Genomic DNA, 12,717 nt, shown 5'->3' on the forward strand with positions numbered 1-12,717 from the left:
CAATATGCTGCCCCTGTGGGGATAAATCCCTAGTTCTTCCTCATCATATCATAAAGTTCAATATTCGGACAGTAGATGAAAGGACAAAATTTCAGAACTATTGATTAAAAAAAATAAATTTCTACAAACTTTTGAGCGCATCGCGAGGTATTATAATTGAAAGATGAATAAAGGGGGAGCTGGTCGGGGATGGAGTTGGAAAGAAAACTGCTTAAGAAAATCAAAAAAGGCAACCAGCAGGCATTTCGGATACTTTATGACAGGTATGCGGGTGACGCGATACGGACCGTCTATGCAATTACACGAAATAACAACCATACCTTTGATATTGTCCAAGAGACGTTTATTAAAGTGTTTCGCCATATTGATCGTTTTGATGTGAGTAAACCATTTAAGCCATGGTTTTATCGAATATTAGTTAATGAAAGTATGCGATATATGAAGAAGGAAGCAAAGCTTGTCACTGGTTTAACGGAGGATACGTTAGATTATTTAGGGCAGCAGCATTCGTCCAGTACGTACGAAGATCTAGAAATTGCAATGGAACGATTACAACCAGAAATGCGCACGTTACTCGTGTTAAAGTATGTGAATTCTTATACGGAACAAGAAATCGCGACGCTGTTGGATGTACCAAAGTCAACAGTGAAATCAAGGCTATATCAAGCGAGAAATGAGCTTAGGGCATATCTGGGAGGGATGGCAAATGAATAATAAAGAGCTGGATAACAAAATAAAAGAGATTCTATCAAAACAACCAAATGAACGTGACATAGCTAAAATGGAAGATGACATATGGAAGTCACTCGACGATCAGTTACCCCGGAAGAAAAGAGGAAGGGTTATGAAAAAAATATCCATCGGTTTATCTGTAGCTGCAGTTTTATTCATTGGTTTTATTATTTTTTCAGCAAGCAACTCTCCAGAGAATGCTATGGTGCAAAGTGTAAGGAAAATTTTTGTGGAGGATAAAAAAGAAATCATAGAGATTGAAGGTCAAGAAGAAGAGATTGATGTCCATTACGAACCTAATCAGGAGTTGAACTATAGCATTTATATCGATGAATCGCGTTATAAAATGGTGAAAGGGGAAGCGTACGACCGAATTGAAATGAAGGAACCTGTTGGTGGGGACTTCCCTGAAGTATATATGGAGATCCGTAAAGTGGAGAACACTACAACAGAAGCTGTTGTCCAAGCAATCAAAGAAGGAATAGAGACTAGTGAAACAATGGGTATCCGCAGTGAGGAGCGGGTCAGTGAACCTATCGAAGCAGAGATGATTCAAGGGATGGGATTGGATGGTTCCGGTGATCCAGATAGTTTTGGTTGGGAAAGTACTACGCCAATTCACCGGTATTATGTAACAGATGCACAAAATGAACAAGTGTATGTCATCAAGCAAGTTTATTTTCTGGAGGCAGCGGAAGGGCATGGGGCAAGGTTCCATCACATGTTGGAAAGCTTTGAATTACTAGAGGAAGAGTAAGGTACAAGAGTCAAGCAGGGAAGTCCTTGCTTGACTCTTCTTTTTTGGAAATTTGCCAGTTTGATAGCCCATTTTCAAATAATTTTTAAAAAGAACTATCCTAAATGAAGAAAATGTGATAGAATCACTGATATACATCAATACATAAACGCTTTAACGTGATAAAGAATAATAGAGGGGGAAGTGCAATGAGAAAGATAATCGTTACATTACTGACGATCGGGCTAGTATTCCTTGCAGCTTGTGGATCCAGTGATACAGAATCAGGAAATAATGATAGTGGAGATGGTGAAGTTTATAAAATTGGGGCTACACAAATCGTTGAACATCCATCACTAGATGCTGCATATGAAGGGTTTAAACAAGCTTTAGAAGATGCAGGTCTAAATGTGGAATATGATTTCCAAAGTGCGCAAAATGATCAAAATAACGTGAAACCAATTTCAGATGGTTTTGTTGCTGATGGAGTGGATCTGATTTTTGCCAACTCCACACCGAGTGCACTTGGGGCTTTACAAGCAACAAGTGAAATCCCAATTGTGTTCACATCCGTAACCGATCCTGTCGATGCTAAATTGGTTGATTCACTGGAAGAACCAGGTGGAAACGTGACTGGGGTAGTTGACCTGCATCCGGAAGCGATCCAGTCAACGGTACAGTTTATCGCGGATTATTTCCCAGATGCATCAGTAGGTATGGTGTATAATGCAGGGGAGCAAAACTCTGTAACACAAGTGAATACGGTAAAAGAGGCAGCGGAAGCTACAGGTCTTGAAATTGAAGAACGTACAGTAGCCAATACATCAGAAGTACAACAAGCAACTGTCTCCTTAGTTGAAGATGTCGATGTATTGTATATTATTACGGATAACACGGTTGTATCTGCACTGGATAGTGTTGTAGGTGTTGCAAACGATCATGATATTCCATTAGTTGTTGGAGAGCCGGATTCCTTGGCAAAAGGTGGATTTGCAACATTTGGTATTGATTATCATACAATTGGATACCGCACAGGTGAGATGGCTGTTGAAATTTTAACAGAAGGAACATCACCGAATGACATTCCGGTGGAATATCCTCCACAACTTCAACTTTATATCAATAAAACAGCCGCAGAAGAACAAAATGTAGAATGGCATTCCGACTGGGATGAAGATGCGGAGTTTGTCGAATAACAATAAAAAGAATTTTTAAAGGCTGCCTCCTTATGTGGGGTAAAAGCCTGTTATATATGGTAAGTTGCTAGAATTAGCGACTTGCCATATCATCATTTAGTTTGAAAACAGCAGGAGGAGTACAAATATGTTCATATCAATGTTCGGTGCAGTGGAGTCAGGGGTCATATATGCCATTATGGCATTAGGTGTATACCTAACTTTCCGTGTGTTGGATTTCCCTGATCTGACTGTCGACGGAAGTTTTGTAACCGGTGCTGCTGTTGCTGCGTTATCCATCATAAATGGAGTTCCCCCAATATTAGCCACGGTTCTTGCTGGTATTGCAGGCTTCCTCGCAGGAACACTGACTGGTTTAATCCATACGAAAGGAAAAGTAAATGCCCTACTGGCTGGTATTCTCATGATGACAGCCTTATATTCTATTAATCTGAGAATTCTTGGACAGCCGACTTTATCACTTCATACGGAAAGTACCATCTTCGATCAATTAGGAAATGTGTGGGCAGGACCAATTGATGACTTTTTTAATGGTATATTAGGTATCTTTGGATTAGAACGCTTGCCAAGCACATGGGGAATTTTAATCGTCATGTTTATCGTGACATTAGTCATCAAGTTAGTAACCGACTATTTCCTGAAGACAGAAATTGGGCTTGCGATTCGAGCAATCGGAGATAATAAACGGATGATCCGCAGCTTATCTGCCAATACGGATAACTTAACCATTTTAGGTGTAGCTTTATCGAATGGTCTAGTCGCTTTATCTGGTGGTTTGATTGCACAGCTGGGCGGATTTGCGGATGTTGGAATGGGAATCGGAATGATTGTTATCGGTCTCGCCTCGGTTATTATAGGTGAGGCATTATTCGGAACAAGAACGATCGCCAGGGCCACACTAGCTGTCATTTTAGGGGCGATCATTTATCGGATGATTGTAACTCTTGCTCTACGTGTAGACTGGCTTGAAACAGGTGATATGAAATTGATTACAGCTGTGATTGTTATTATCGCGCTTATATCACCGAAGATCCTCCAAGCACAACGTGAGAAAAAGCGTCGTTTGGAAAAGCGCCGGTCATTAAAAAGCGGAGGAGGTTCTATCAATGCTTGATTTAAAAAATATATCCATCGTGTTCAATGAAGGAACAGTTGACGAGAAGAAAGCTCTGAACGATATCAACCTGAGTATGAGAAAAGGAGATTTCGTAACTGTAATCGGTAGTAATGGAGCAGGTAAATCAACGTTGATGAACGTGATTGCCGGTAATTTATTTCCGGATGTGGGGGATGTATTAATAAACAAAAAGCAAGTTGTCCACTTGCCTGAATACAAACGCTCACGCTTTGTAGGACGTGTTTTCCAAGATCCAATGGCTGGAACTGCACCATCGATGACGATTGAAGAAAACTTGGCGATGGCTTATTCAAGAAATAAAAAGCGGCGTCTTAGTTTTGGAGTCAATAAGAGTCGTCGCCAAATGTTTAAAGAGTATTTAGAGACATTGAATCTTGGCCTCGAAGACCGTTTGACAGCGAAAGTAGGGCTCTTATCCGGAGGGGAAAGGCAGGCGTTATCTCTGCTTATGACAACCTTTACGGATCCGGATATTCTTCTGTTGGATGAACATACTGCTGCTCTTGACCCATCACGAGCAGAATTGATTACCCACCTTACGAAAGAGGTTGTGGCGAAATCTGGACTTACAACATTAATGGTAACCCATAACATGCAGCAGGCCCTTGACCTCGGAAACCGGTTGATTATGATGGATAAAGGACAGATCATCTTTGAAGCAAGCGGAAAAGAGAAGGATAGGCTGAGGGTAGAGGATCTTCTCCGGGAATTCCAACGGATACGTGGAGAGCAGTTTGAGGATGATCGGGTAGTTTTAGGTTAAATCTGACTAAAAAAAGAAATGCTATCACTTTTAGATGGCATTTCTTTTTATTTTGTAAATAACCAAACTAATCCCAGGATGCCGATTAATAATAGAATAATTATACCGCTAATTTTCCAGTTTGCTCCACCGACCAAATCAGCTAGGTTATTGCCTTTCATACTGCTTGCTGGATGCTTCACTTCCTTTTGTCTTAATTCTTCCCGCATGTTCTCTGGGGATTTCTTTTCATTGTTTATGTCCATCACCTCTATTTAAATTGTATCATAAAATTATAAAATATTTTCTGATAAATTAACACAAAAAATAACCTGTCAATTTCAGTGACAGGTTATGAATGATTAAATGACACCTTGGGCAATCATAGCGTCGGCAACTTTCTTAAAGCCGGCGATATTGGCGCCTTGGATCAGATTCGTTGCATTATCGAATTCTTTTGTAGCATCCACGCAGTTTCTGTAAATGCTTTTCATAATATCTTGCAGTCGTTCGTCCACTTCTTCAAAGGTCCATTTCAACCGCATGCTGTTCTGCGCCATTTCTAACTGGGATACAGCAACTCCACCAGCATTTGCTGCTTTAGCAGGTCCGAATAGGACGCCGTTATTTAAGAAGACTTCAGTCGCTTTTGGTGTACAAGGCATATTGGCTCCTTCAGCAACAACCTTTACACCATTTTTAACGAGCGTGATTGCATGTTCTTCATCCAATTCATTTTGGGTTGCACATGGCAGTGCAATTCCACAAGGTACACTCCAGATTCCAGCACAATCTTCGGAATATGTTGTATCTGGATGGAAATCAAGGTATTCTTTTATTCTACCTTTGCGCTTTAGCTTAATCTCTTTCACTGTATCTACGTCAATGCCTTTTTCATTGTAAATATATCCCGTCGTATCACTGCAGGCAACAACTCTTGCACCTAGCTGGGACGCTTTTTCCATGGCATAGATGGATACATTTCCGGAACCGGAGACGGCAATTGTACTGCCTTCCAATCTCATTCGGTTATCTTTCAACATTTCTTGAACAAAGTAGATCGTACCATATCCTGTAGCTTCCGTTCTGCCGAGGCTTCCACCAAAATCTGGCGCTTTTCCAGTGATGACACCAGCTTCATAAGCACCACGCAAACGTTTATATTGGCCAAACATGTAGCCAATTTCTCTTGCGCCGACTCCGAGGTCTCCTGCAGGAACATCGATGTCTGGTCCGATATATCTAGCGAGTTCCGTCATAAAGCTTTGACAGAAGCGCATAATTTCATTGTCGGATTTTCCTTTAGGATCAAAGTTCGAACCACCTTTACCACCGCCGATTGGCTGTCCAGTCAATGAGTTTTTAAAGGTTTGTTCAAACCCTAGAAATTTAACAATACTTGTGTTCACGCTAGGGTGAAAACGAAGACCACCTTTAAATGGCCCGATAGCGCTATTGAATTGTACTCGGTAACCACGGTTGACTTGAGTTTTTCCATTGTCATCCACCCACGTTACACGAAAAGTTATCACACGTTCTGGTTCAACGATTTGCTTGAGGATCCCTTTTTCGATATATTGAGGTTCTTTCTCTAGCAGGGGGTAAATCGATTGGAGGAATACAGCAACGGCTTGATGAAACTCTGGTTCATTCGGATCTTGTTTGACAACAGAGTGATAGATTTCGTCTAGATAGTCCGCTACATATTGACTTGGTTTCTTTACATTTTCACTTATGATTGTCATCTTGCTTGCCCTCCTTATAGTCGAAATAGTCTTATCCTATTTTAACTTTTATTATTTATCTAAACAATATAAAATATAGATGAAATTAATGCCAATATGAGATAATAGGGGAGGAGGCGATAAAATGGAGTTGAGACAGATTGCATATTTCATTGAAGTGGCAAAGAGGGAGCATGTTACAGATGCGGCCAATCATTTACATGTCGCACAATCCGCAGTTAGTCGGCAAATCTCCAAGTTGGAGGAAGAACTTGGAGTCGACTTATTTATTCGGGATGGAAGAAATGTACGGCTGACTCCGATTGGAGAAGTTTTTCTGAAGCATATGGAACAAGCGATGCATGTCATTCAGGATGCGGAGCAGGTCATTAAAGAATATACGGATCCCGAGACAGGGACGATTCATATCGGTTTTGTCAGTACGCTGGCTCTATATATCTTGCCAACATTGATATCCGCGTTCAGAAGGGAATACCCTCGAGTAAAATTTAAATTAGTGCAGGGGAACTATTATGAACTGAAAGAGTCCGTGATCAAAGGGAGGACGAATATGGCGTTACTAGCTCCGGTACCAGTCGATGATCGGCGGTTGAGGGGAAAGATTCTTTCTACAGAAAAGATAGTTGCATTACTGCCCAGCAATCATCCAAAAGCAAATCAAAGGACACTTCGACTTTCCGAATTACGGGATGAATTGTTTATTATGTTTCCGGAGACATATTTATTACGGAAAATCCTTGTAGATGCTTGCGAACAAATAGGTTTTACGCCAAATGTTGCATTTGAAGGGGATGACATTGATGCCATCAAAGGACTGGTTTCAGCAGGACTTGGAATCTCGCTTGTCCCAGAAAGTACGTTAGTGGAAAATATCCCAAGAAGAGCAGTGCGCATTCCACTGATTGAACCAGCCGTCACTCGTACAGTTGGAATTGTGATACCAGATGATCGGGAGCTGCTGCCAACGGAAAAGCTATTTTATGAGTTTGTCGTTGATTTCTTTAGTCGTTTAGAGCAATTTCAGAAGTAAGGTTCGGCAACTTTTCTCATCATAAAAAGTCGCCGAACAGGATATTTAATTTAAAGCTTCCATCTCGACCAGATCACCGGTCACTGCATCAATTGCTAGTGCGGAATCTATTTTACCGCAAAGGATATATTCTTCGTTTATTTTATCATAGACGTAAATCGGGCTAATTTCGATATGCTTGTAAAGTCTGTCAAAAGCTTCATCTTTCGTTATAGTTGCTTCTGGTGCACTAGACAATTCTTGAAAAGTATCAAGCAGGGCTTGATTATCAATATGGTTAATTGGTTGAAGTGTATCTGTTTCAAGTACAACTGTTAATTTACGGGTAATCACTCGTAACTCTGGTTTATTCAAACGCAGAACTGCATAAATATATTTATCCTCCCGCTGGATTGAAGTTAGCATCCATTTTCCTGACTCCTCAGGTTTGATATGTTGGAGGTATGCTTCCACCTGTCGAATGACTTGATTCTGTTCTTGGTCGGTTAGAGGCTCTGGCCCTTGAACTTTATTATTCAAAGCTTCCTCCACGGATGCATCCGTGCTTTGGTCGATTTCTTTCTTAGGAAATTCGCTCGGTTCCGCATTTTCCCACTCTAAGGCCTGATTCAATAAGACATGGGCAGGGTCTGTTTCCACTTCTTCGTACGAGAGGACTTCCTTCGTTGTATTTGTAATAAAACTGCTTGATATCGTATAGACTTTCTGCCATTTCTCTTCATCAACGATTGGAATTTCCAATAGTGTCAATTGATTTTTCACTAATTCTTTTGTCTCTGTTTCTGTTAGGGCAAACGGTTCCCAACTGACTTTTTCTGCATCAGGAAAATTCCCATGCATGGTGAAGAGACTTAATTTCCCTTCATCATTGAATTCGAGCTCAATATAACCGGACGGGTAAACTGGGATATTATCCACCGCCGCTAGAAAAATCAGATCGGGACCTTCTGTATTTTCCAGTTTGAATTGCCGGCCGAATTCAAGGCCCGTTTCATTCTCTACCCACTCAATTGCCATTTCAGGTGCATCACTAGTTGGAAGTTCAGCCTCCAAATCATTTATACCATCAACAAATATTAGGCTCTTCACCCGTTTCGTATGGAAATCAACATCGATACTGACGGTGCCGGGAGGATTGAATTCATCGGTTTCATCTGTTGATCTGGTTGGAAACCATTCCATATTGAAAATATAGGACAGTTCATTATTGTGATCTTTTTCTTTGAATAGTTGATATCGCTTTAATTGGAATTCATCCAAGCTAAACTTTCTCTTTGTGAAGTCGACTAATTCTTGTAATTTCTCATGCATATATTTCCCTCCGTATCAAATTACTCTCTTAATACTATAGCATTCCTTAAATGTGCAAGAAAATAACCCTCTCCAACTAAAAGAGAGGGAAATGTGTTTATTGAATGATTGAGCTAAAAATAATGATAAGGAAACATCAGTTTATTCCGTTGCAATCTTAACGAAAGTATTGAATAAGTCCTTTTGCTATTGCATCAGCAACTTGATTTTGATAATCGGCGGTTTGAATGATGGATAGATCATAAGCGTTTGTAATAAATCCGAGCTCAAGTAAAATTGCCGGTGCAATGGTGTTGCGAAGTACTTTATAATTTTCTTTGCCCATTCCCCGATTATTCAATGGCACGGTAGAAGTCAGGCTGGAGTGTATATCTTTTGCTAAAGCATATCCCGCGTCACTTGAATAAAACGTATTGATCCCTTGTACAGAAACAACAGGGAAAGAGTTATAGTGGACACTGATAAATGCATCTGTATAATGCGTGTTGCTTATCGAAGCACGCTCATCCAAAGATAAATAATAATCTCCGGTACGAGTTTCGATAACTGTGGCTCCATAATTACGGAGTGTTTGGGCGATGGTGCTCGTCGTATCATACACTAAGTCTTTTTCATATAATCCACGGAGCCCGATAGCACCTGGATCTCTTCCTCCGTGGCCAGCATCGAGTACAATGGTATATCCTGAAAGTGAACCAATGGAAGAGCTTTGAGCTGCTGTGTTTGTGCGGTTTTTTTGTTCTTTTGGAGACTGAATTGAATCTGTAAGCCAGGAAGCAATCCAACCAGTTTGTCCGTTCGATAAGGATATTTGGATCCATTCCCCAGAATGATCGATTGCATTAAACGTTTCTCCTTGGGATGTCCCTGCAACGACTCGATAATCCAGACCTGGGCCAGAACGGATATTTACACTTGATTCAGTGACGGTAATGCTGGCAGTCGCTGAACTCATCGATTTTTGACTGGAAGTTGTTGTTGAACCGGTAGGAATTAAGTAATGTTTGGCAACCCACGCCGGCTCCCCAGCATAGTACGTTTGTACCCACCCATACTTTTCCTGGAAGGCTGTCAGTTTGTCGCCTTGTTGCAGCAGGCCGATGATATCGGCGTCCCCATCTGCGGCCTCACGAACATGTAGAATATTTACTCCAACTTCATAGGTTTGACCACTAGCGGCAGTTGTTGTTTCAACATGGACGAACAAGGTCAAAAGTAATATTAAGATAATGCCGATTCCAAAGTTTCTCATAGATGCCTCCTTATACTTGGAAAAAATTAGATTAGTAGTTTCATCATAATATGAAAGATGATAGTAAACAAGCCTCATTTAATGAAAAAATAAAAAAAAGCGTATCTGCATAAGCAGATACGCCTAGATATTTTTTCCTGTGTGTAATAAAAGCTTGATTAAGAACGACTTCATTCGAAAGTAACTTCGAACTCCATCCGTGTCCTAGTCCGTATGTCCCTACGATACAAAGGACGTGCTAATACAGGCCTCTTTTAGACAATCGCGTTCTTAGACTGTAAGGTCGCTTTCACTTTTGGGCTTAATCCCAAACTTCACTCGCAATTATTAGACTGACACTAACGCCGATTGCTAAGGATACAACATACATTAACATCTTATGACCTCCCACCAAGTAAATACTATTATACTACTATTATAGTATATAACTTCTGAAATGGAAAAAGAATTTGCTGATTAATGGGAAGTGTATATTTTAGTTCGTTAAGTATTACGCTTTTAACCATTTCCAAATCTCGCCTGGAGTTGCATTTTTACCGTACATGAGTATGCCGACTTTAAATATCTTTCCAGCAAGCTTAATGAATAAGAGTGTACTTACGATAATGATTGCCAGTGAGAGGATGATTTCCATCCATGGCCATACGTCCAGTAAGGTCAGTCTTAGTAAGAGCACGCCAGGTGCGGTAAATGGAACATAAGTGCCAATTTGTGCCCATAGCCCAGATGGATCCCCAATGACTGGACCGATGAAGAGAAATGGTAAAAATGGCAGCATCATGACAATCCCTTGGAAGTTCCCGGATGTAGTAACATCTTCAATCGTTGCACCAATTCCAACGAAAATCGCTGCAAACATCAAGTAATTGAGTACCGCTATAAAAACAAAAAGAAGTGTTTCCGGTACGAAAAGATATTCAAAGATTGGTATATCCGTTTGAATCATAATAAATGGAATTAAAAATACCAATAACACAGCTGCTTGAATCAAACCAAGTATGAAATACCCAATAATTTTTCCTTGCATCAACTCTCCTGGAGTTAAAGAAGATAAAATGATTTCTGCGATCTTATCCTTTTTCTCTTGTGAGGCACTTTGGAAAATAGCCATTCCTGTAAATACGATTGATATAAAAATGATGCCCCCAAAGGCAGCTGGAATCATTCTAGCGAGGAAATCATCTTCAGACGCTTCTTCTGGTGCTGCAGCTTCTTCAATCGCTTCGGTTTCCGCCCCCATCTCAGCAAAATATACTCCTCGGCTGATAACTGCTGATTGCTCCTCAGTCAGCCCAAGTTGATTCATTTGATAGGCGAGGATAGGTCCTTGGAAAACAGCCAATTGATTAGTGAAGAAGGCGTCTGTATCTTCACTTGTATAGACTGGGACAATTCCCTCTAATAGTGAAGCATCGTTTAAATAGATATATGCGGTTGCTTCAGTATCCTCGATTTCAGTCATGGCATCTTCTTCCGACACGTCTGTGGCGTGTAATTCCCAACCTAGTTCACTGTTATGTACTAGACTCTCTAATTCTTCCATAATCCCAATTTGATCGTCGATGAAAATAGTCATCTCGTTAGATTCATCTTCTGAATCACCGCCAATCCAACTTCCGAAAAAGCCGAAACCGATGATGATAAGCGGGGTCAGAAAGAGTCCGATGATGAAAGATTTATTTTTCATATTTCGTTTAACTTCCCATTTTGCAACTTTCATTGAATTACGCATGTGCTTCACCTTCCTTCGTCATCAGTCTTTTGTCCGTTGCTATATCAATAAAGATCTCGTGTAGGGAAACGCGATTCATAGATAGCTCTTGGATGTTCAAATCTTCTGGGAGATGTTTCACCCATCTGGATGGATGAACATCTTTCGTTAAATATAAAACGGAAACATCGCCGTCTTGTTCAATATGTTCAACCTCTGGGATGGTTTCCAGTAAATGAATATCGTTCTGTCCTTGGATGGTACATTTGAAGTTCGCATATTCTGTTTTGACTTCGTCGAGCGTTCCGTAAATGACTTTCTCACCACGTTGAATCATAAATAGACGGTCACACATTTCTTCTACTAAGTTCATTTGATGGGAGGATAGTAGGATAGATGTACCAGCATCACGTAATCTGCGGATTTCTTCTTTGAAAATATCCTGACTGACCGGGTCAAGTCCGGAAAATGGCTCATCGAGGATCAGCAGTTCAGGTTCGTGGATGACAGCTCCGATAAATTGCACTTTTTGTCCCATCCCTTTTGACAATTCTTCGATGGAAACATTCTCTTTACCTTCTAAATCAAACTTTTTCAAATAATCGAGGATACGCTCCTTTGCCTTATCAAGCGGGTAATCCTTCAAGTCCGCCAAATAAAGTAGAATATCCATCACCTTTACATTTTTATACAAGCCACGTTCTTCAGGAAGGTAGCCGATTTTGTTTTGTGGAATACCTTTCCCTTTATGATTATGGAAAGTGATTGACCCTTCATCCGGATACAAAATCCCCATAATATTACGGATGGTCGTTGATTTTCCTGCACCGTTTGGACCGAGGATTGCCATAATTTCTCCTTTTTTCACTTCAAAGGAGATGTTTTTGAGGACTTGCTTATCTTTAAAGGATTTGTTCAATCCTTTTACCTCTAACATTGTTTGCATCTAAGTAACTCCCTTCAATAATATGTAAGTGTAATAGGTTATACGTTTATATAGGATTTAAGTTTCAGTAAAAACTTATCATATTTATAAAATAACTACTACTCTTATTTTAGTATGAAGATTGATTTTAAATTATTTCCATTCTCGAAATATTTCGGTATAATTTACTATTAGTATA

Annotated in this window: 12 protein-coding genes; 6 read left to right on the forward strand and 6 right to left on the reverse strand. The window is 40.2% G+C overall.

Features of this window, described 5'->3' with window-relative positions:
- Positions 1-189: 189 nt before the first annotated feature.
- The 5 genes from ACFSBH_RS01190 to ACFSBH_RS01210 all read left to right on the forward strand — a co-directional run bounded on the left by ACFSBH_RS01190 (position 190) and on the right by ACFSBH_RS01210 (position 4,565).
- Complete coding sequence (locus tag ACFSBH_RS01190) at positions 190-714, forward strand: RNA polymerase sigma factor (RefSeq protein WP_251514192.1); 525 nt, start codon at positions 190-192, stop codon at positions 712-714.
- The gene (locus ACFSBH_RS01195) at positions 707-1,489 is read left to right on the forward strand and encodes a hypothetical protein (protein ID WP_251514189.1); all 783 of its coding nucleotides are present in this window, start codon (positions 707-709) and stop codon (positions 1,487-1,489) included. The genes ACFSBH_RS01190 and ACFSBH_RS01195 overlap by 8 nt, the downstream gene beginning before the upstream one ends.
- A 188-nt stretch (positions 1,490-1,677) precedes the next feature.
- On the forward strand, positions 1,678-2,664 hold the full coding sequence (locus tag ACFSBH_RS01200; RefSeq protein ID WP_251514187.1) for an ABC transporter substrate-binding protein: 987 nt from the start codon (positions 1,678-1,680) through the stop codon (positions 2,662-2,664).
- 127 nt (positions 2,665-2,791) lie between these two features.
- Complete coding sequence (locus ACFSBH_RS01205; protein WP_251514185.1) at positions 2,792-3,778, forward strand: ABC transporter permease; 987 nt, start codon at positions 2,792-2,794, stop codon at positions 3,776-3,778.
- The gene (locus ACFSBH_RS01210; protein WP_251514183.1) at positions 3,771-4,565 is read left to right on the forward strand and encodes an ABC transporter ATP-binding protein; all 795 of its coding nucleotides are present in this window, start codon (positions 3,771-3,773) and stop codon (positions 4,563-4,565) included. The genes ACFSBH_RS01205 and ACFSBH_RS01210 overlap by 8 nt, the downstream gene beginning before the upstream one ends.
- A gap of 47 nt (positions 4,566-4,612) precedes the next feature.
- Here the strand turns inward: ACFSBH_RS01210 and ACFSBH_RS01215 are convergent, their stop codons facing one another.
- Entirely contained in the window at positions 4,613-4,810 is a 198-nt protein-coding gene (locus tag ACFSBH_RS01215; RefSeq protein ID WP_285853711.1) for a DUF6366 family protein, read from the reverse strand.
- 96 nt (positions 4,811-4,906) lie between these two features.
- Positions 4,907-6,289 carry an NADP-specific glutamate dehydrogenase gene (gdhA, locus tag ACFSBH_RS01220; RefSeq protein ID WP_251514181.1) on the reverse strand — a complete coding sequence of 461 codons (1,383 nt, stop codon included), beginning with the start codon at positions 6,287-6,289 and terminating at the stop codon, positions 4,907-4,909.
- A 124-nt stretch (positions 6,290-6,413) separates the two neighbouring features.
- Here gdhA and ACFSBH_RS01225 point away from each other — a divergent pair, with 124 nt between their 5' ends.
- Positions 6,414-7,319 carry a LysR family transcriptional regulator gene (locus ACFSBH_RS01225; protein WP_251514180.1) on the forward strand — a complete coding sequence of 302 codons (906 nt, stop codon included), beginning with the start codon at positions 6,414-6,416 and terminating at the stop codon, positions 7,317-7,319.
- 45 nt (positions 7,320-7,364) lie between these two features.
- On the opposite strand, the gene ACFSBH_RS01230 is transcribed toward ACFSBH_RS01225, so the two are convergent.
- From ACFSBH_RS01230 to ACFSBH_RS01245, 4 genes are all read right to left on the reverse strand, one after another.
- Positions 7,365-8,630, reverse strand: coding sequence for a hypothetical protein (locus ACFSBH_RS01230; protein WP_251514179.1), 1,266 nt, complete (start codon positions 8,628-8,630; stop codon positions 7,365-7,367).
- Between the two features lie 157 nt (positions 8,631-8,787).
- Positions 8,788-9,882, reverse strand: a complete 1,095-nt coding sequence (locus ACFSBH_RS01235) for an N-acetylmuramoyl-L-alanine amidase (RefSeq protein WP_251514178.1) — start codon at positions 9,880-9,882, stop codon at positions 8,788-8,790.
- A gap of 490 nt (positions 9,883-10,372) precedes the next feature.
- Positions 10,373-11,614 (reverse strand): ABC transporter permease, encoded by a 1,242-nt coding sequence (locus ACFSBH_RS01240; RefSeq protein ID WP_251514177.1) that lies wholly within the window; start codon positions 11,612-11,614, stop codon positions 10,373-10,375.
- Entirely contained in the window at positions 11,607-12,539 is a 933-nt protein-coding gene (locus ACFSBH_RS01245; RefSeq protein WP_251514176.1) for an ABC transporter ATP-binding protein, read from the reverse strand. The genes ACFSBH_RS01240 and ACFSBH_RS01245 overlap by 8 nt, the downstream gene beginning before the upstream one ends.
- Between the last annotated feature and the right edge of the window lie 178 nt (positions 12,540-12,717).

Origin of the sequence: Oceanobacillus luteolus, assembly GCF_042678205.1 — a bacterium.
Lineage (GTDB): Bacteria > Bacillota > Bacilli > Bacillales > Amphibacillaceae > Oceanobacillus > Oceanobacillus luteolus.

Coding starts and splice junctions, on each gene's coding strand:
- ACFSBH_RS01190 (WP_251514192.1), top strand. CDS start 190: ATGGAGTTGGAAAGAAAACTGCTTAAGAAAATCAAAAAAGGCAACCAG.
- ACFSBH_RS01195 (WP_251514189.1), top strand. CDS start 707: ATGAATAATAAAGAGCTGGATAACAAAATAAAAGAGATTCTATCAAAA.
- ACFSBH_RS01200 (WP_251514187.1), top strand. CDS start 1,678: ATGAGAAAGATAATCGTTACATTACTGACGATCGGGCTAGTATTCCTT.
- ACFSBH_RS01205 (WP_251514185.1), top strand. CDS start 2,792: ATGTTCATATCAATGTTCGGTGCAGTGGAGTCAGGGGTCATATATGCC.
- ACFSBH_RS01210 (WP_251514183.1), top strand. CDS start 3,771: ATGCTTGATTTAAAAAATATATCCATCGTGTTCAATGAAGGAACAGTT.
- ACFSBH_RS01215 (WP_285853711.1), bottom strand. CDS start 4,810: ATGGACATAAACAATGAAAAGAAATCCCCAGAGAACATGCGGGAAGAA.
- gdhA (WP_251514181.1), bottom strand. CDS start 6,289: ATGACAATCATAAGTGAAAATGTAAAGAAACCAAGTCAATATGTAGCG.
- ACFSBH_RS01225 (WP_251514180.1), top strand. CDS start 6,414: ATGGAGTTGAGACAGATTGCATATTTCATTGAAGTGGCAAAGAGGGAG.
- ACFSBH_RS01230 (WP_251514179.1), bottom strand. CDS start 8,630: ATGCATGAGAAATTACAAGAATTAGTCGACTTCACAAAGAGAAAGTTT.
- ACFSBH_RS01235 (WP_251514178.1), bottom strand. CDS start 9,882: ATGAGAAACTTTGGAATCGGCATTATCTTAATATTACTTTTGACCTTG.
- ACFSBH_RS01240 (WP_251514177.1), bottom strand. CDS start 11,614: ATGCGTAATTCAATGAAAGTTGCAAAATGGGAAGTTAAACGAAATATG.
- ACFSBH_RS01245 (WP_251514176.1), bottom strand. CDS start 12,539: ATGCAAACAATGTTAGAGGTAAAAGGATTGAACAAATCCTTTAAAGAT.